This is a genomic window from Hallella mizrahii (assembly GCF_009695775.1).
Taxonomy (GTDB): Bacteria; Bacteroidota; Bacteroidia; order Bacteroidales; family Bacteroidaceae; genus Prevotella; species Prevotella mizrahii.
In genome coordinates, this window is sequence record NZ_VUNG01000043.1 from 1 (window position 1) to 16,310 (window position 16,310).

At 45.5% G+C, this 16,310-nt stretch carries 22 protein-coding genes and 1 tRNA gene; 7 read left to right on the forward strand and 16 right to left on the reverse strand.

Going from position 1 to position 16,310, the window contains the following annotated elements; all coding sequences use genetic code 11:
• Positions 1-137 precede the first annotated feature (137 nt).
• Positions 138-431 (forward strand): hypothetical protein, encoded by a 294-nt coding sequence (locus FYJ73_RS12990; protein WP_154535158.1) that lies wholly within the window; start codon positions 138-140, stop codon positions 429-431.
• Between the two features lie 252 nt (positions 432-683).
• On the forward strand, positions 684-1,112 hold the full coding sequence (locus FYJ73_RS12995; protein ID WP_081657713.1) for an Hsp20/alpha crystallin family protein: 429 nt from the start codon (positions 684-686) through the stop codon (positions 1,110-1,112).
• Positions 1,113-1,286: 174 nt separating this feature from the next.
• On the opposite strand, the gene FYJ73_RS13000 is transcribed toward FYJ73_RS12995, so the two are convergent.
• From FYJ73_RS13000 to FYJ73_RS16165, 12 genes are all read right to left on the reverse strand, one after another.
• Entirely contained in the window at positions 1,287-1,790 is a 504-nt protein-coding gene (locus tag FYJ73_RS13000; protein ID WP_154535159.1) for a GNAT family N-acetyltransferase, read from the reverse strand.
• A 28-nt stretch (positions 1,791-1,818) separates the two neighbouring features.
• The gene (locus FYJ73_RS15980; RefSeq protein WP_235899373.1) at positions 1,819-2,514 is read right to left on the reverse strand and encodes a DUF2200 family protein; all 696 of its coding nucleotides are present in this window, start codon (positions 2,512-2,514) and stop codon (positions 1,819-1,821) included.
• Positions 2,511-2,897, reverse strand: a complete 387-nt coding sequence (locus FYJ73_RS13015; protein WP_154535160.1) for a C-GCAxxG-C-C family protein — start codon at positions 2,895-2,897, stop codon at positions 2,511-2,513. Before FYJ73_RS13015 ends, FYJ73_RS15980 begins: the two co-directional genes overlap by 4 nt.
• Before the next feature lie 2 nt (positions 2,898-2,899).
• Positions 2,900-3,142, reverse strand: a complete 243-nt coding sequence (locus FYJ73_RS13020; protein WP_154535161.1) for a hypothetical protein — start codon at positions 3,140-3,142, stop codon at positions 2,900-2,902.
• Positions 3,143-3,163: 21 nt separating this feature from the next.
• Positions 3,164-3,607 (reverse strand): DUF4186 domain-containing protein, encoded by a 444-nt coding sequence (locus FYJ73_RS13025; protein ID WP_154535162.1) that lies wholly within the window; start codon positions 3,605-3,607, stop codon positions 3,164-3,166.
• Positions 3,588-4,151 carry a flavin reductase family protein gene (locus FYJ73_RS13030; protein ID WP_154535163.1) on the reverse strand — a complete coding sequence of 188 codons (564 nt, stop codon included), beginning with the start codon at positions 4,149-4,151 and terminating at the stop codon, positions 3,588-3,590. Before FYJ73_RS13030 ends, FYJ73_RS13025 begins: the two co-directional genes overlap by 20 nt.
• Before the next feature lie 7 nt (positions 4,152-4,158).
• The gene (locus FYJ73_RS13035) at positions 4,159-4,569 is read right to left on the reverse strand and encodes a secondary thiamine-phosphate synthase enzyme YjbQ (protein WP_154535164.1); all 411 of its coding nucleotides are present in this window, start codon (positions 4,567-4,569) and stop codon (positions 4,159-4,161) included.
• 7 nt (positions 4,570-4,576) lie between these two features.
• Entirely contained in the window at positions 4,577-5,044 is a 468-nt protein-coding gene (locus tag FYJ73_RS13040; protein ID WP_154535165.1) for a GNAT family N-acetyltransferase, read from the reverse strand.
• Complete coding sequence (locus FYJ73_RS13045; protein WP_154535166.1) at positions 5,041-5,850, reverse strand: alpha/beta hydrolase; 810 nt, start codon at positions 5,848-5,850, stop codon at positions 5,041-5,043. The genes FYJ73_RS13040 and FYJ73_RS13045 overlap by 4 nt, the downstream gene beginning before the upstream one ends.
• 29 nt (positions 5,851-5,879) lie before the next feature.
• Positions 5,880-6,074, reverse strand: a complete 195-nt coding sequence (locus tag FYJ73_RS13050; protein WP_154535167.1) for a hypothetical protein — start codon at positions 6,072-6,074, stop codon at positions 5,880-5,882.
• Entirely contained in the window at positions 6,071-7,408 is a 1,338-nt protein-coding gene (locus FYJ73_RS13055) for an ATP-binding protein (RefSeq protein WP_154535168.1), read from the reverse strand. The genes FYJ73_RS13050 and FYJ73_RS13055 overlap by 4 nt, the downstream gene beginning before the upstream one ends.
• A gap of 168 nt (positions 7,409-7,576) precedes the next feature.
• A complete protein-coding gene (locus FYJ73_RS16165) occupies positions 7,577-7,975 on the reverse strand; it encodes an SIMPL domain-containing protein (RefSeq protein WP_154535169.1) in 399 nt (132 codons plus the stop codon).
• 164 nt (positions 7,976-8,139) lie between these two features.
• Here FYJ73_RS16165 and FYJ73_RS13065 point away from each other — a divergent pair, with 164 nt between their 5' ends.
• The 5 genes from FYJ73_RS13065 (at position 8,140) to FYJ73_RS13085 (ending at position 10,837) form a co-directional block, all read left to right on the forward strand.
• Positions 8,140-9,096, forward strand: coding sequence for a helix-turn-helix transcriptional regulator (locus FYJ73_RS13065; protein ID WP_154535170.1), 957 nt, complete (start codon positions 8,140-8,142; stop codon positions 9,094-9,096).
• Between the two features lie 2 nt (positions 9,097-9,098).
• Positions 9,099-9,623: a tetratricopeptide repeat protein gene (locus FYJ73_RS13070; protein WP_154535171.1), complete on the forward strand. Its 525-nt coding sequence runs from the start codon at positions 9,099-9,101 to the stop codon at positions 9,621-9,623.
• 12 nt (positions 9,624-9,635) lie between these two features.
• A complete protein-coding gene (locus tag FYJ73_RS13075) occupies positions 9,636-10,235 on the forward strand; it encodes a hypothetical protein (protein ID WP_154535172.1) in 600 nt (199 codons plus the stop codon).
• Positions 10,236-10,318: 83 nt separating this feature from the next.
• Positions 10,319-10,747, forward strand: coding sequence for a hypothetical protein (locus FYJ73_RS13080; protein ID WP_154535173.1), 429 nt, complete (start codon positions 10,319-10,321; stop codon positions 10,745-10,747).
• Positions 10,748-10,764: 17 nt separating this feature from the next.
• Positions 10,765-10,837, forward strand: a tRNA-Arg gene (locus FYJ73_RS13085).
• Between the two features lie 86 nt (positions 10,838-10,923).
• On the opposite strand, the gene FYJ73_RS13090 is transcribed toward FYJ73_RS13085, so the two are convergent.
• The 4 genes from FYJ73_RS13090 to FYJ73_RS13105 all read right to left on the reverse strand — a co-directional run bounded on the left by FYJ73_RS13090 (position 10,924) and on the right by FYJ73_RS13105 (position 16,123).
• Positions 10,924-12,999: a DUF262 domain-containing protein gene (locus FYJ73_RS13090; RefSeq protein ID WP_206081778.1), complete on the reverse strand. Its 2,076-nt coding sequence runs from the start codon at positions 12,997-12,999 to the stop codon at positions 10,924-10,926.
• 1 nt (position 13,000) lies between these two features.
• Positions 13,001-14,518 (reverse strand): DUF262 domain-containing protein, encoded by a 1,518-nt coding sequence (locus FYJ73_RS13095; RefSeq protein ID WP_154535175.1) that lies wholly within the window; start codon positions 14,516-14,518, stop codon positions 13,001-13,003.
• Positions 14,519-14,535: 17 nt separating this feature from the next.
• On the reverse strand, positions 14,536-15,837 hold the full coding sequence (locus tag FYJ73_RS13100) for a hypothetical protein (protein ID WP_154535176.1): 1,302 nt from the start codon (positions 15,835-15,837) through the stop codon (positions 14,536-14,538).
• 76 nt (positions 15,838-15,913) lie between these two features.
• A complete protein-coding gene (locus tag FYJ73_RS13105) occupies positions 15,914-16,123 on the reverse strand; it encodes a hypothetical protein (RefSeq protein ID WP_154535177.1) in 210 nt (69 codons plus the stop codon).
• Between the last annotated feature and the right edge of the window lie 187 nt (positions 16,124-16,310).

A 16,310-nucleotide genomic window follows, 5' to 3' on the forward strand; every position in this document is an offset into this window, starting at 1 on the left:
GTTTGATACATATTTTGATTTGCAACACTAAGATAGGTGAAAAATCTGACATGGCAAAATCCTGAGCAACTTTTTGTTGCTCAGGTACTTATAAATAAAGTTAAATCAAAGTGTTGCGGAATTAAGGCTTTTATCATTTGATTGCTATTGCCATTATTATTATGCGCTTGTGTGCTATTGTGCTACACATCAATGCTATCGCATTGTCCATACCTATTCTAGTTATCACATTCTTAACTGTAACAATACAGGAAATAACACTGAAAAAAAAGAAATACATACAAACCTTAATAGAGGCGTATAGAGTAATGCATCAAGAAGAAAAAAAAGGATTGGCAAGAGAAGGATTGTATTATCGTGTTTTACCCATTCTCGGATTAACAGCATTCTATATTTTGCTTGTTTTTCTTGCTTGGCTACATATTATTTGATCTTACATACTAATCAAGATTTGTACTTGCTAATTGACTCCGCCAAGTACCACTGTTGTCAGCAAAGTGTAAATATTTTAAGCATTGCTGACAATGATGGCACGATTTGTCACCAATTGTTTATAGGCACGGATATTGCATTGATGGTTAGTGAAGCTCAGAGGTCGGACGAGGGCAACGAAAGGAACCTGAGGACGATGGATGAACTGAGGATAAGTAAAGAATTAATTGATAATTAGGAGGTTTTGACTTATGTTGTATCCGGTATTAAGAGACATGAACAATTGGCTTGACAATGATTTCGACGATATGTTGAACACAAGTTGGATGCCGCGCATGAACGTCACAGCACCTGCTATCAATGTCAAGGAAAATGATAAAGAGTACGAAGTAGAGCTTGCTGCTCCGGGCACCACGAAGGATGACTTCAAGGTGAACGTCGACAAGGATGGCAATCTGACCATCAAGATGGAGCACAAGGACGAAAAGAAGGACGAGAACAAAAAGGAGCATTATCTGCGCCGTGAGTTCTCATACAGCAATTACGAGCAGGCTCTGACGCTGCCTGAGGATGTTGAGAAAGACAAGATTGAGGCAAAGGTTAATAACGGTGTGCTTCATATCACACTCCCTCGCACTCAGAAGGCTGAGAAAGAGACAAAACGCATTGAGGTCGCATAACCCCGGCGTTGCTGCTCAGTGGTATTATAGGGACTGTTCTCTTTATGGGGAGCAGCCCCTTTTTTGTTTCTACAACATAATCTCCTATATGCCGGCATTCTCCGGCGGGGCGACTTCTTGAATAGGGAGCCGCCCTTTTTCGTGTCTGCTCAACTATGCTATAGGCTCACCAGATTACTGCGAATCTATTATCTTCTGATAAGCCAGCCGCTCATCACCGTTGAGCAGATGGATGATGCCACAGTAGTGGAATCCTGCCTTTGCCAATGCTCCTTGCATGGGCTTGTTATCCCGGTGGGTGTCAATGCGGATGTTACAGGTCTTTGTGAAGCAATAATCAAGGATGCTGGTCATGATCCCGTGTTGTCCATGCGCACTTGCCACGCGATGAAGAACATAATACAGTCTGTCGGTGTCAATCCACTGTCCATCGTAAATGACAGCGTAGGTGACATCGGGCCCGGGAATGAAGGCAAAGGTGGCTATGGCTCTGCCGTCCTCCATCAGCAAGTAGCTGCAACCATTAGCAATGTCATCCTCTATCTGTTCTACCGTCGGATGACTGTCGCCCCATTGATGCGGATTGTCATTCTCACGCATGATCCTCCGTCCACTCTCTATGAGGTCGAGAACCACCGGCAGGTCCTTAGCTGTTGCTTTTCTGACGAATCTTTCCATTTACAATGTTTGCGTTGCTTATTACCCATTAAAGATTTAGTATCTTCTCCACCGGCTTCCCTTTTGCCAGCTCGTCCACCAACTTGTCGAGCACACGCATGTCGCGCATCTTCGGGTCTTCTATCTCCTCAATGCGGACGCCGCAGATTCTGCCTTTGACGTTCATGCGGGCAGGATTCATCCGTGGGGCGCGGTCGAAGAACTCACCGTAAGTCGTGTCGCTGTTCAGCAGGTGGTCGAGTTCGTCGCTGCTGTAGCCTGTTAGCCACTCCGTCAGTTCATAGACCTCCTCTCTGGTCCGTCCCTTGCGCTCCGCCTTGGCGATGAGCATCGGGAACACCTTGGCGAACTTCATCTCGAATACGTTCATCTTGCGCTTTTTTGTTTTATTCCCTTTCTTTACTATTTCATAGGATTTTCTGATGAGCTGCTTGAAAAGTTCATTGTCAGCCCGGCATGCGTCCATGCCTATCCAGTATTTGGCATTACCGTTGTATGGTTTGCTTATCCAGTCGTAATGATCCTCCAGCTCCGGAATACTGTCCGGGTCGCACTTGACCGTCACATTGCTCAGGTCATTGATGTCGAAATAGCAGAACATGTGGCCGGCGATATAGAATACCAGCACATCCTTGGCATATTTGAAGGCCGTGAAGGGGAATTTCTCCACCACCTCAGCGTCGAGAGAAAGACAATATGACCGCAAATCTTCTACGTTCATCATTCCCCTAATGCTTCCTCCATGAACTCACATGCATCCGCCACACACAACGGACAAGGACGGAGTGCCACGTGGGTGTCCACACCTTTCAACTGTCTGCACTGGGTGGCATGGTTGCGGTCCTGGAATTTCTGCATGATCGTCCGCATCTGTTTCATCGTCTTCGCCTTGTCCTTGTTGACCAGTCCGAGAACCATGTCTGCACCAATCAGTGCGCCGCAGGTACCCTCCATATTGGTCATTCCGGCAGCAAAGCCGTCGGTCATGCTCATGGCTGTGTCTTCGTCAAGTCCCGTCAGGTCGCCGTAAGTTGTTAGCACCGACTGGGCACAATTGAATTTGAAACTCGCTTTCTTCTCTGCTGCTATATCTTTTCTTGATTCCATTGTCATTGTTTGATTAATTCGTCTATCGGATCTTCCCTGACGATCTGTGGTTCTGCTTTTCCTTTCAGTACCAGCACTTTCTTGCCATTGCGGTAGATATGGAGCTGGCGGGAACGGACTACCACCGTTAACTCCGGATCGTCTTGTATCGTCTGCCAAATAGGATGATAGATGCCATCAGTATTCATCAGCTTATGTCGCAAGTGCGAGCACATGTTGGTTGTGTCAATATTCTCCACTAACATTGATCAAGCGTTTAATCACATTTACTGGTCGTTTCTTTTCAACCACTCCATGATGACGCGAGTGATATATATCTGTTCCTTCACTGTAAGTGGACGGCCTTTCGGTATGCCATGCCATTTTTCCAGACAGCCGCGGCAACAGCAGCCGGTGGCATGCTGGGCGATGAACGGCGGGAAAATGCCGTGGCGCATCGGTGTCTGCTTGCCGTCGTTGGGGATAAATGCCGGAGCCAGTCGCTTGGCAATCGTCTCCCTTGTGCCTTGTTCAATCTTGTCCCAACCCTTCTCCTTGATATACGCCTTGTCCTTGGCGTTCAGATAGAAAGAGCTGCGGAACTTTGACTTGGCCAAACGGTCAAAGAGAGGCTGGAGGTCAATCTTGTCAACCTCCTGTCTCTCTTCACTTTCCGTGTCGTCCTCGGGAAACAGTGACAGTTCCCTTACTTTATTTGAGTTGTGTTCCATCCTTGAAAGCATTGCCCACCCGCTTGCCGATCTCGAGATAGCCTAAGTGAACGGGATCGAATGTCAGCAGGTGCATCTTCTCCAAATCCGGTTTGCCATCCTCGGCAAGATACTCCTCGTTCACTCGGATATTTACGATCTTTGCCACGATATAGTAGCCGGTCTCCGACTCATCAATCTTGCGTTCTATGCGGCACTCCATGGTCATGGGGAAGTCGGTGAAGACAGGAGCGTTCACATGCTCACCCTTTTCCACTTTCCAGCCCGTCTTAGCCACCTTGTCCTTCACTTTCTTTCCGCTCACCACACCGACAAAGTCAGCTGCGACCATCGTCTCTGTTGTTGCGAAAGCAATGGTAAAGTCGGGATTGGCGTTGAGGTTGACGGTTGTCTGATGGTTGCCCATCGAGATCATGATCTTGTCACCGTCCCACTGCCCAGCCCATGCTGCGTTCATCGCATTTGGCGTACCGTCAGCATCATACGTGCCGATAATGATTACTGCTTGTGGCATGAACCATGCCTTTGGATCAAAGTTCTTCATATTCTTCTTATTCTAAAATTGTTGCTACAATATGTCTGCTGCCTCCATCGTTGCGGAACTCACAAAGATAGATGCCCTGCCAGGTGCCTAAGTTGAGCCGTCCATCGGTGATGGGAATGTTGATGCTCACACCGGTAATGATGCACTTGGCGTGTGCGGGCATGTCGTCAGAGCCTTCGAGGACATGTCGGTAGTCCGGCATATTTTCCGGCACGAGCCGATCGTAAATAGTCTCCATGTCACTTCTCACGTCCGGATCCCAGTTCTCACAAATGCTTAGTGCACAGCTCGTATGCTGCACAAAGAGATTAAGCAGTCCCGTCTTTGGCAACTGCGGCAGGTGCCGGAGCACTTCATCCGTTATCAGATGGAAGCCACGGGACTGAGGCTTCAACTTAAATGCTACTTGCTGTATCATCAGAATTTTATCTTAAATCTTTAGCATAACAAACCGCGTCATCCATGTGCTGGTATGGCGGATAGTTCTCAATGCGTTTATATCCTAGGCCTTCATACAACTTGATTGCATAGTCCATCCTTTCACGTGTCATAAGCACCGTCCGCTTATATCCGTGTTCACTAGCGAAAGTTTCAAGTTCATGCATCATGAATGTCGCAAGGTGATGACCGCGGAAGGGCGGCTGCACCCACACCCGCTTTATCTCTACATCGCCGTTGCCATGTTCCTTCAAACCGGAGCATGCCACAGGGACATCATCTTTGGAATAGACTATCATCGCATATTTCACGTCCTTCGACTGATTGCCCGGAACAAACGACTGCCTGTTCTGAGGACCACCGACGAGCTGGTTGTAGAAGTTCTCAGTTATAGCGTGGAACTCCTCAAACTCCCGGTCGTGGCCGTCAGTCCATCGTATTCTATAATTTTTCATTTGTCCTTAGAGATATACTGCATCATTAGTATTCTTCCCGGCCATCCGGCACCACCATGGTCGAAGCCGCTGAGCTCATGGATCGGTATCTCATCGTTGCCGATACCTTCAAGCACGGATTTCAAATAGAGATTCTCCTCGTAGCGTCCCATCTGTTCCAATTTCCGGTCGCCTGTTATCAGCACAAGTCTTGTACTGAGTTTGCGAACATTGTTGAGAGGGGCATACTTGTCAACTATCGGTGAGGTGAAAGAAATACCTCTCTCGCGACGAATAGTATAATGTGTGGCAGTCTGGCCGCCTATCGGGAAATATCCCTTGATACTGTCTGCATCAACGCCAAACTTTCCCAGATAATCCTTGTCGAAACAGAGCATCAGTGTAAGGTAACCACCTGCTGAATGACCACTGATATACACCTTGCCCGGATCGCCTCCGTACTCTTTAATGTGCTTCACTACCCAAGCAACGGCTTCCGCAGCGTCCTCTGTATATTGTGGATTGTGAGCTCGCGGGTAGAGTCTGTAGTTAGGCGCGACAACCGCAACGCCCTGATTCTTCAGATCGCCAGGTATATCCTTGTGTCCTTCAGTCAGTCCACCGCCATGAAACCATACTATGGTTTTGAATGGACGATTGGAATCAGTAGGATAGTAGATATCCAACTTACACCGCTCCTGTCTGTATGAAGAAGTGTCATTGGGACTAACGTAAGAAATATTGTCAATCTCCTTGTACTTTGTCTGTGCGGATGCACTGCTCAATGTGAACAATACCAACGCTATCAATAATAAAGTTTGCTTCATAATTCTTTTTATATGTAATCCCTTCAATTTCAACACTCATCCACTGGTGCATTCCTTCTCTGCACTTCCTCTTCCAGCTTTCTCCTTGCTTCCTCAATGGCTTTCTCGTAGCCGGTGAGGGCAGCGAAGGGCGAGAACTGCGCCGAACGGTTATACATGCTCATTCTCGGATGTTTCGTGGAGACATGATGCGGAAGGTTGATGATGTCGTCGTAGTAGCTCATCTTAATTCTTGTTGCAATTTATCCATAAACTTGAAACTCCAGTCGGCCAAGGGGGAAGGACAACTCAGCAAGCCCTCATTATATTGCAAGTTAAGAAATGAGAAACGGATTCTCAAACGGGGATGAAAACGTTCATTATACACCGAGAGGCTTCGCCCGCTCACGCAATTTTCGGCTTTTACCTCCAGGGGGATGATGTCTGCCTCATGTTGCAGTACAAATTCTATTTCTGCCCTGCTGTCAGGCGACCAATAGTGAGGAATGTCTCCATTGAGCATTGGCATCAACGATTGCAGTATGGCATTCTCCGCCATGCTGCCCTTAAACTCCGTATAGTTGGCGTTGTAATCGAGCATTACCTGAGCCGGCAAATGGGCCAGCCGGCGCAACAAGCCACAATCACAGGCGTACACTTTGAAGGCACTAATGTCTTCGTATGCAGAAAGAGGGAGACCTGGCTTGGTGATGTTGAATATCCGATATATCATTCCTGCATCCTCAAGCCACATGAGGGCGTCCTCATAGTCTTTGGATCGTGCGCCCGGCTTCACCACTTTGTAAACAAACTTGCGGTTCTCCTTAGCCAACTGAGCTGGTAGCGAGTGCCATAGCGCATGGATGCGGGGAATATCCTTGGACTCAGCATATTTGGCAAAGTCAAGTTCATAAAGCTCAAGTATGTCCTGCAATACGTTCTCTACCGTTGCCATACCTTGGTTGCCAAGCAGACTGATGACAGCCTCCGGCATGCCTCCGCACACCAAATAGCGCCGGTATTCCGTTTTCAGTTTGTTGAAGATAATTTCCGGCAAGTGCTGGATTCCTTGCAAATCATCTACGAAGTCATAAGTCTTCCGGTCGGACGCTCTAAGAAACTCACGGAATGTTATAGGATACATCCGCATGATGCGCACCTTGCCCACGGGGACAGTCATACTACGTCTCCGTACCGCCACTCCTAATAGGCTTCCAGCTGCGATGACATGATACTCAGGCGCATCCTCGTAGAAGTACTTCAAACTGTTGAGTGCTTCCTCACATTCTTGTATCTCATCGAATATAATCAGCGTTTTACCGGCAATGATAGGAACATCTGTATAAAGCGCAAGTTCCTTGAGTATTCTTTGGGGAGACTTTGATATTTGAAACACAGATTTCAGTTCGGGTTGTCTGTCAAAATCAAACTTGGCACAATACTTAAAGCATTCCCGGCCAAACGTTTCCATCGCCCAAGTTTTGCCAATCTGCCGGGCACCCTTGAGCAATATCGGCTTCCGTCCGTTCTCCTCTTTCCATGCCTTGAAGGCTTTGATGATGTCCCTTTCAATCTCCATATCTACATTATTAAGTGCGGAAAAATGCAGATAGCTACATTTTTCTGCGGTTGTCAGTGCAAAGTTAAGTATTTCCCAGCAATTAACGAAATGTTTTCAATGTTTTTTTAATAACCTTTCCTATCCCCATCGAGTAGCTTTAATCCCTTCCTTTGCTTTACCTTTTCCTTATGCTTTGTGTCCTCCTATCTGGTTGTTTCTTTCCTTCTGCGTCGCCCCCTCAGCGTAGTTCAGTCCGCGCAGCAGGGCGTTCTTGCCAAACTCCTTCTTGATCTTTAGTGCCGCCTCCTGCAAGCGCCGCTCCTTGGCAGCCGCGTTCCGCTCTTCCTTCTGTTCCCGTGCCTCCGCCTCATAGTCGGTGAAGAGGATGGTCTTCGGAAGGGTCTTCGGAAGACCGAGCTCCTTCATGATGGCGGTTAACTTTTCAGTGTTGTCCTTACCCTGGGCGTAGGCCTCCTGATAAGTGTCATGCAGGCTGACGAGCAACAGATCTATTCGGATGACATCGGGAACGACATGGATGTTTCCCTTGCCGGTGACTGTGATAATATTCTTCTTCTCTTCCATAGCTTTAATGTTTAAGTCGGTTTACTATTGCAAATATATTGCTTTTTATCATTAAAAGAAACAATCATCCGAAAAATTAAGCAGAGACGTCAACTTTTCTATACCTGTACCACGAAATGAAACAACATTGTCGTATCTTTGTGCGTGGATAAAGACTGAAGCGTATGAAGATACCTGCATTGTTCAAGGAATATATCTGGCTTGTGAGAACCATCTATCGTGCGAGGCGCATCTCGCTTGTCGAACTGAACGAGCGGTGGGTGGAGACTGACATGAGCGGTGGCGTGGAGATGGCACGCACAACCTTCAACCGCCACAAGGATGCCATACAAGACATCTTCGGCATCTATATCGAGTGCGACCGCAGGGACGGCTACCGCTATTACATCGGCAACCCGGAAGTGCTGGAAGATGACTCGGTGCAAAACTGGATGCTGGCCACACTTTCACTGAGCAATGTCATCAGCGAAAGCCTGTCGCTCAAGGAACGGATCGTGGCCGAGCGGGTGTCAGTAGACGAGCAGCTGCTCGAAAAGCTTATCAGGGCGATGAAAAGCGGACACCGTGTCAGCATACGCTATTGTCAGTACGGCTCACCGCAGAGTTTCTGGACGGCTGCCGACCCTTACTGTCTGAAGCTCTTTCATCAGAGGTGGTATCTGTTAGGCAAACTCTTCGGAGAGAAGTATGAGATGTTTTGTCTCAACAAGATAGTGGAGATTAAGATTCAAGAGCATACGTTCAAGATGCCCAAGGACTTCGATGTGGCTGATTTCTTCAATCCTTACTTCGGAGTGGTAATTGACGAAGTAATGCCTACGGAACGAATCGTTATCCGTGCCTACGGCGACGAGCGTTATGAGCTGCGTGACGTTCCATTGCACAAGAGTCAGATTTTCAGGTCATGGCAGAGTGAGTCAGAACTGATAGACCATCCTGAGCTATATCGGGACTACGCGGACATAGAGGTGCAATTGAAGCCGACACCTGACTTCATCGACTATCTGCTCTCAAAATGTGGACGTTTGCAAGTTCTCAGTCCACAGTCGGTCATCAATAAGATAGAAGAGCGTATGTGTAAGGCAACAGAAATGTATAACCATCAGACAGAGGAGAAATAATAATGACAAGCAAAATCGACAATTATTCGGACATCCCAAAAAACTATCGTGAGTTCTACCTGTCTTATACGGACAACTTTGAGGATTCTGGCTTTGACAAGGAGTATGTGGAATGGCTGCTCGACTTGTTGAAGAACCACCCGGACGATGAAGAATTTCAAGACAAGGATGTACAGAACAATATCGGTACCATCTTTGAGGATGGCATTATGGTCAAGAAAGACATTCGCAAAGCGGTCTATTGGTATGAGTTGGCAATAGAACAGGGCGACGACCTGGCGATGAGCAATCTCGCCGACATCCTGCGCAAGGGAAGTCAAGGCTATCCGAAAGACTTGAAACGGGCCTTCGAGCTCTATAAGCGATGCGGACTGCCCTACGCCCACTACCGTGTCGGCGAATTCTACGAGAATGGATGGGGTACAGAAAGAAACCTCGATGAAGCCAAACGTTACTACCGTCTTGCGTATAAGGAGCGCCATGCACTGGCGGTGAAGAAACTGGATACATTCGACTTTTTACATTAATTGATCATTCATATGAACCTGCAACCAAATATTCCTAAGCCATCAAGAAATGAAGTAGAAAAATATTTACTCAGATGGCGACAATTGGAAAAGTATTACAATCAAGAGCGTGCATTGAACAAGCTCTTCGTTGATTTATGTCCCAAGAACGATAACATAGAAGACATTCTTTTAAAATGCTCTACACTTAATGACTTCTATAGTACAAACATCTTTGACATCAATGCTGTCGCTAATCATATCTTGTCATTAGAAATAGACGAACGCTTGGAAAAGGGAGATCTTTCTTTGGTTGAAGATATAGCTGAAGTAAAAGTCGGAGATCCACCCAAGGAACATAACTTCTACTCATTTGCAACGAAATATTGCAGCCATCACAAGCCTCGTCTGTATTCCATATACGATTACTATGTGGAGAAAGTTTTGATTCATTTCAAGAATGAGACCATGCAACTACATAATTTTACGCAGGCGGATTTAAAACACTATCCGACATTTATTATGGTAATTCATGACTTTCAGAAGTGTTACAATTTGGAATCGTATAATCTCAAGCAGATGGACGAATACTTATGGCAATTGGGAAAAGAATATTATCCTAGAAAATATTGAGTTAATTCCTCGTTGCATGTACCACGCTTTGAAACAACCGACGTTTAACTTTGCACTATCAATCTTATAAAGCCAAGTAAACTATGAAACAGAAAATCATTCTCTTGATGGCTCTCATCGCAGCAACCATCACATTCAGTGCATGCTCATCGGATGACGATGACGACAAAGTTTCAACGAGCTCGCTCGTCGGCAAATGGTACGCCGAGGACGAGGGTTATGGCTGTGAGTTTCAGTTCAATGCAGACGGCACATTGACTTATATCGAGACGATGCTCGACGCACCAACATCAAAAGTGCGCGACAGCGGAACTTATAAGATCGATGGCAATAAGCTGACGCTATACTGGGCGAAGTCTGAAACTTGGAGTAACTATAGTCAGCAATGGGTTGTGGATGACACAAGCACGGAGACTGCCGTGGTCAAGATAAGCCTCAAGGGTAATCAACTGACCCTCTACCCAGACAAGTCTGATGACAGTAGCAAGCCTGTGACCTTTACACGAGAGTGAAGCTTTTTATAATGGCTGGTTCCGTAGCTCAACGGATAGAGCGTCTGCCTCCGGAGCAGAAGGTTGCAAGTTCGAGTCTTGTCGGAATCACAGAATAGTTTTATGATATTGACTGTCACATATAGACTTAATGTGCTATATGCGACAGTACATTTACACTAATAGTTACTATTACATTATTGCTTGTCGCTGATAATGATATCAAGCATTTTTTGCTGATGCACTTTCATGTCATCTTCATTCCATTCTAATCCAGAACCTCTATCCAATTCTCCTTCGAGTTCTTGTGTATAATTATCCTGGCACATCTGCATCATGATTTTGAATTTCAATGATGCCACACTTACCTGATCTGCCTTCTCATCACTATAATGATCCAACTTGGCCTTCGGGCTCCAATTGGAACCTGAACTGTTTGCGTCAGCACCAATCATGGCAAAGTTGCCAAAGCAGTTGATGCCTTCCGAGCTTAGCAGCTTCCCTTCCCCGGCTTTCTCTTGTGGATAGAAATGCTCCAACGACTTTCTCGTGCGCGAGAAATAGAAGTTGTTGAATGGATCAAGTTCAAAGTCGCTGCATCCAAGAGAATCGAAGAACTGGCTACGTTCGCATGAACCTTTCTTTGTCTTATTGCCACGCAACTCATCAGAATATTTCCTCCAAATTTTATAGTCGGTATAGTTGAAGACATACAGAGGTATATCCATCGTGCCCTGCTTGTATATTTCATTAAATCTTGCCTTGTAGTCTACGCCTTCTACTCCTACCTTGTTCAAGTTCAATCTGCCGTTTTTCAGCACGACGTTGTCAAAGGCGTTTGGCAATGGCTGATTTCTTTCATTCAAACATCCTTGATTGAGATAAACGTCATAGAAATATTTATCGGCGAGCTGACGCAGGAACTGTAGATAATCACGGTCTGACTGCATACCGTTCTTAAACAAATATGCCATGCAGTAAAACAGATAATTCTTTCGCTGCTTGGGAGTGAACGTTACTTCGAACATCGACAACAGATGAACCAGCTCTTTCTGAATGTCTGCATTCTCGGATAGATTTTTTAGATATTGTTTTTTGTTATTTTCTTTGTAAAGACATTGCAGTTTCCATGGATTGTCACCCACGGTCTCCTTGTTGTCCAAGGCATGATGGACAATATAATTATCGAGGAAAAACTTTGCCTTGAGCAGGTTGAATGCGAATTGTCGTGCAAAATACGCTTTGTCAGCGGCACCGTCTAATGACTTCTTAAATTCATCCAGCAGCTCCTTATCGTCGAGGATGAAATCTGAAGGGACAAAGCCTTTTTCATCCATCATAGTCACTTTCAACACGATTAGCAGAAAATTAGGAAAGTCAATGATGGGCTGGAACTTATCGCTCTGTTCGTAAGCGGTAGATACATTTTGCTGTTCTATAGGCTTACCTAACAGATTGATGATAGTTTCTTTTCCATCCGACTCATCGCGCGCTGGTATCTCGGAAAAATCATTGATGGCAAAATCATTAAGATGATCCCCAAACACTTGTTTTTCAGAAAACGTCTGTTGGATGTAAGCATTCATCTCGCTGCAAGCCTCCCACACCTTACCGAATGTTGCGATGTCGGTCTTGGTCTTGTCCAAGTGCTCGCTCAGCATAGGCTCGCTCAGCATAGACTTGACAATCTCATGTTTCTCCAACTGCTCACCCCGAGAGTTCATCACCTCGAAATAGTGGTTCAGATCGACATCTTTCGGAACGCTATAGTGTATGATATGGACGTTGTTCAGGAAGAATTGCATGAATTCTTCCTTTTCGTTGATGCCCACAATATCTTTCAAGGCATTGCTCGCATTTTGATAGCCATCTCTGATGCCATTGTCCACCTCTCCATCCAAGTCTTGGCAATTATCCAGATGCCTGATAGTCGAGGCTGATCGCTTACGCGCACTGTATGTCAGTTTGTTCTTGATACTGTCGACCTTCATAGCTTTTAGTATGAGATAAATGGTGGTCAGACGCTGTTGACCATCAATGACCTCGTAAACATGATCTCCACGGTTGTAGGTTACCAATGTTCCAATGTAGTAAACCGACTTGTCCGATTTCTTCATCGAGTCGTACACGTCCTTTATCAATGCGCGAATTTCGTCTTCTTGCCAAGCGTAATTGCGTTGGTAGATAGGTATCAAATAGGTTTTTGACTCCTGGCCCTGACAATAGATGTCATTGATTGAGCACTCCAAGAGGGGCAATTCCTTTTCCTTCATATTACTCATTATAATACGTATTCGATTTAAAAAAGTGCAGGTAATTCTTATAAATCACTTTCTCATTATTATCATCTTGATGTTTATCTTCAATATCCACTTCATTGAGGATTCGGAAAGCAACGTCCTTTCTGGATAGTGGCGCCAATCTGTCAGCCAAATCACTGAGTAATGTCACAGGATTGTCAGTGGCTTCTATAATCTTATACATGTTGAAAGAGTTCTTTAATGGCCTGCCACTTCTCTCAAGAATGTAATTCTGAGCTGATTGCCATCCAAGATTGGTGTACTGAGCACGGAGCGAATAAGCCCAAATGAAAGCATCTACTACGAATTGCTCAAAGAGATTCGTGTCCTCTTGTGTCGGATAGGTAGCCGGACAAAAGCGGTCTACATACAGAAGTAATACCGTGTCGAAAAGCAACCTTGTAATTTTGTTGCCAACCCCCTTGTCATAGAATTTGTCAAGTGTATTGACAATCACATTTCCTTTTATGTAAAATCCTTCGTACTGGCTGTTGTCCCGGATATCTTCCAGAATTTTATAGTAATGCTTTGTGTAGTCGAAGAAAGACTTACCGGCAATAATGGGCGAGTTCAGCTGAAAAGCATTCACTTTTCTTGTTCCCGAAACAAAAGGCATAGCCGAAGAGTTGACCAATTCTGCATAGGAATACGCGCTCTTATAGAACTGTGCGAAAGGAGTATGGGCAAATCTTGTGATTCCCTTGAATTTGTAGATGTTATGCTCGTTAAGCCCGTAAGCCCAGTTGCCATTAATCCATTCTTTGATACGGTAGATGTAGTCGCCAAAGAGAGAGGCCAATTTGGACTGAGGCGCACTTTCCCAGTCATTTACAATCTCTTCTGTTGTATTTTCGTCAACATCGGTCATCTCTCTGAGGTGGTAGGCCTTCAACAAGTCGTGGGGATAAAGGGCTTTCCCTCTCGCATTCTGCGAGTCAAAGAACTGGAAGGCTTCAGATAGGTTGTCCGTAATGACAACGATCATTTCACACCTCTGCTCTATGAAGTCACGCAAATTCTTCATATCCCTTACATGGTCAATGTTCTCTTCTTCCCCTGGGTTCTTGTAAACCCTGCGTCTGAATGCATTTAGATTATTGGGTATGTTGCGGCGACTGTAAGCATTGTTATATACCTCTTGTTTGAGGAATTTGATTTCTTTCTTGTTATCATCTTTCTCCATTTCATAGAGTGCATAAAGCAGGAGCGCAAATGTTATAGTGCGTTGCTGGCCATCCACGATGTTGTAATTCCCATTTTCACTATGCAGGATGAGCGTGCCCACCCGATAGACTTCTTTGTTGCCGTTCTTAGCCTCTATGATGTCATCAAGCAGTTGTATGGCATTGCGTGCGGTCCATTTGTATGGCCGCTGATAATCAGGGATGGTAAGTCTGACATCGCCTATGGATTTACCGTCCTGGTCTTTTGAAATTTTCTCATTTAACAGCAAATCACCAATCGTTGTTATTGCTAAAGTCAAATTACTCATGATTCATCATTAATTTTTCAAGCCTCCATCTTACTGTCCCATAGTTCCTCAAGCTTTTGGGCTTGACCCTCAGTGAGGAGTTGTCCGGAATGGCCCTTGTCCCAGTTGATTTCCGGAAGGATACTTTTCAATTCTTCCACCGTGATTTGTGGCTGTCCATCAGCAGGAGAGGCATCGAAGCAGTCTATGTCGACGTAATATCGCTTCTTGTTGGTCCCTGCCCAGTCCTCACCGAGATAAGGGTCTGAGGTAAATTGCCCGCGAAAGACGATTCCTCTGCCGTCATCTCCCAACCGTTCCATATAGAAGCGGTCGCCCTTTTTGGCTTTCTCCCATTCATAAATGCTCCAGTTCATGCTGAAGCCATCGTGGTAAGCGCAGGCCTTTCTGTAATGCTCCAATTTGAAACTGCTGATGGTTGGATTCCAGCGGAGAATGTATGTTTTTGGATGTGTGAGATAATCACCAGGTACCCGATCCATGAGTTGTTTCCAATCCTCATCCGACATTGGGTCGAGGGTAAACTGAGCAAAATCAAGACGATGTATATACGCATTGCCGGATGTAGCTTTAAAGAAATCCTCAGCATCAGTAATCTTCGCTCCATCTGACTCACATAGCACAATCTTTTGACAAACACCCACAAAGCATTTCATGTTAGAAACGAAACGAGCAGAATATTCTTCTCCCGATGGATCTATAATCTTAGCAGGATCAACCGATGGATAGTCCTCGTAATCCCACTCCACAGATGCAAAGTCCTCGTAAGCCTTATAAGCCCATGCTTTAGGCTTGGCGTATGGCTGCTGCTGTTTAATATACGTAGGGAAGATATGGAATAGATGGTTTACGCCTTCTATCCCGATATGATCATCCTGTTGCTCGATAACCTTGGCCATGTTGTCAAGCCTGTAGAAAAATGTCTCCCGCTCAGCATCATCAGACAAATCGGCAATAGTGTTGTCATCATTTTGGTGGATGACCAATGACTCACATTGCGTCTTTGCATCTCTCAACAGTGTATAGCACAGCCGCACGTCTTCTTCTGAGGCAAATTCTGGTATCCGTAAGGTAAACACACCACTCTTCAGCAGTATGCAATCCAGACCCTGCGTAGATTTGCCTTTAACCATGAGTATCGTTCTGCCCTTCTCTTCATCATCTGGCTCTATATTATGATGCAGCACAGGCACATGGAATGTACTGGCGGCATCGCCAATCATACGCTTTAAGTCGATATGACTCTCCACGGCCTGAAAGGCGAAAACATCTGAATTCAATTCCAGTTGATCAAACTTACGATTGTTATCTGCTGTCATTGTTTCAATTATTCTGTTTTTATACCGAAATTTTCAACAAATTCTTCTCAAATGATGGTGATACGGGGAACGGTGTTCAACCCAAGCGCAATGCAAGTGCGGCAGATGTTTTCCGGCACATATCCCGCATCGACAACATCCATACGAGCCTTCCGTTTCGCAAAGCCTGCATCAGCGTCACCTGATTGTCCATGAGTGGTTTCGGCAGCTGGAGATTGTCCTGCGCCTTGCATGATGTGGCTGCCATAAGAAAACCCACACATGCGATTGTTAGAATGTTCTTCATATTAAACCTCCTTGAATGCCATAAGCTGATGAATTATTTATTTCAGCCTCAAAGGTACAACTTTATATCGACAAGTACGAGTATTTGGCAGAGAATAATTGTCATAGCATCAGAAATCTTCCACCGGCGCATTCCTCTTCCTCACCTCCGCTTCCTGCTTCTTCCTTGCCTCCTCAATGGCTTTCTC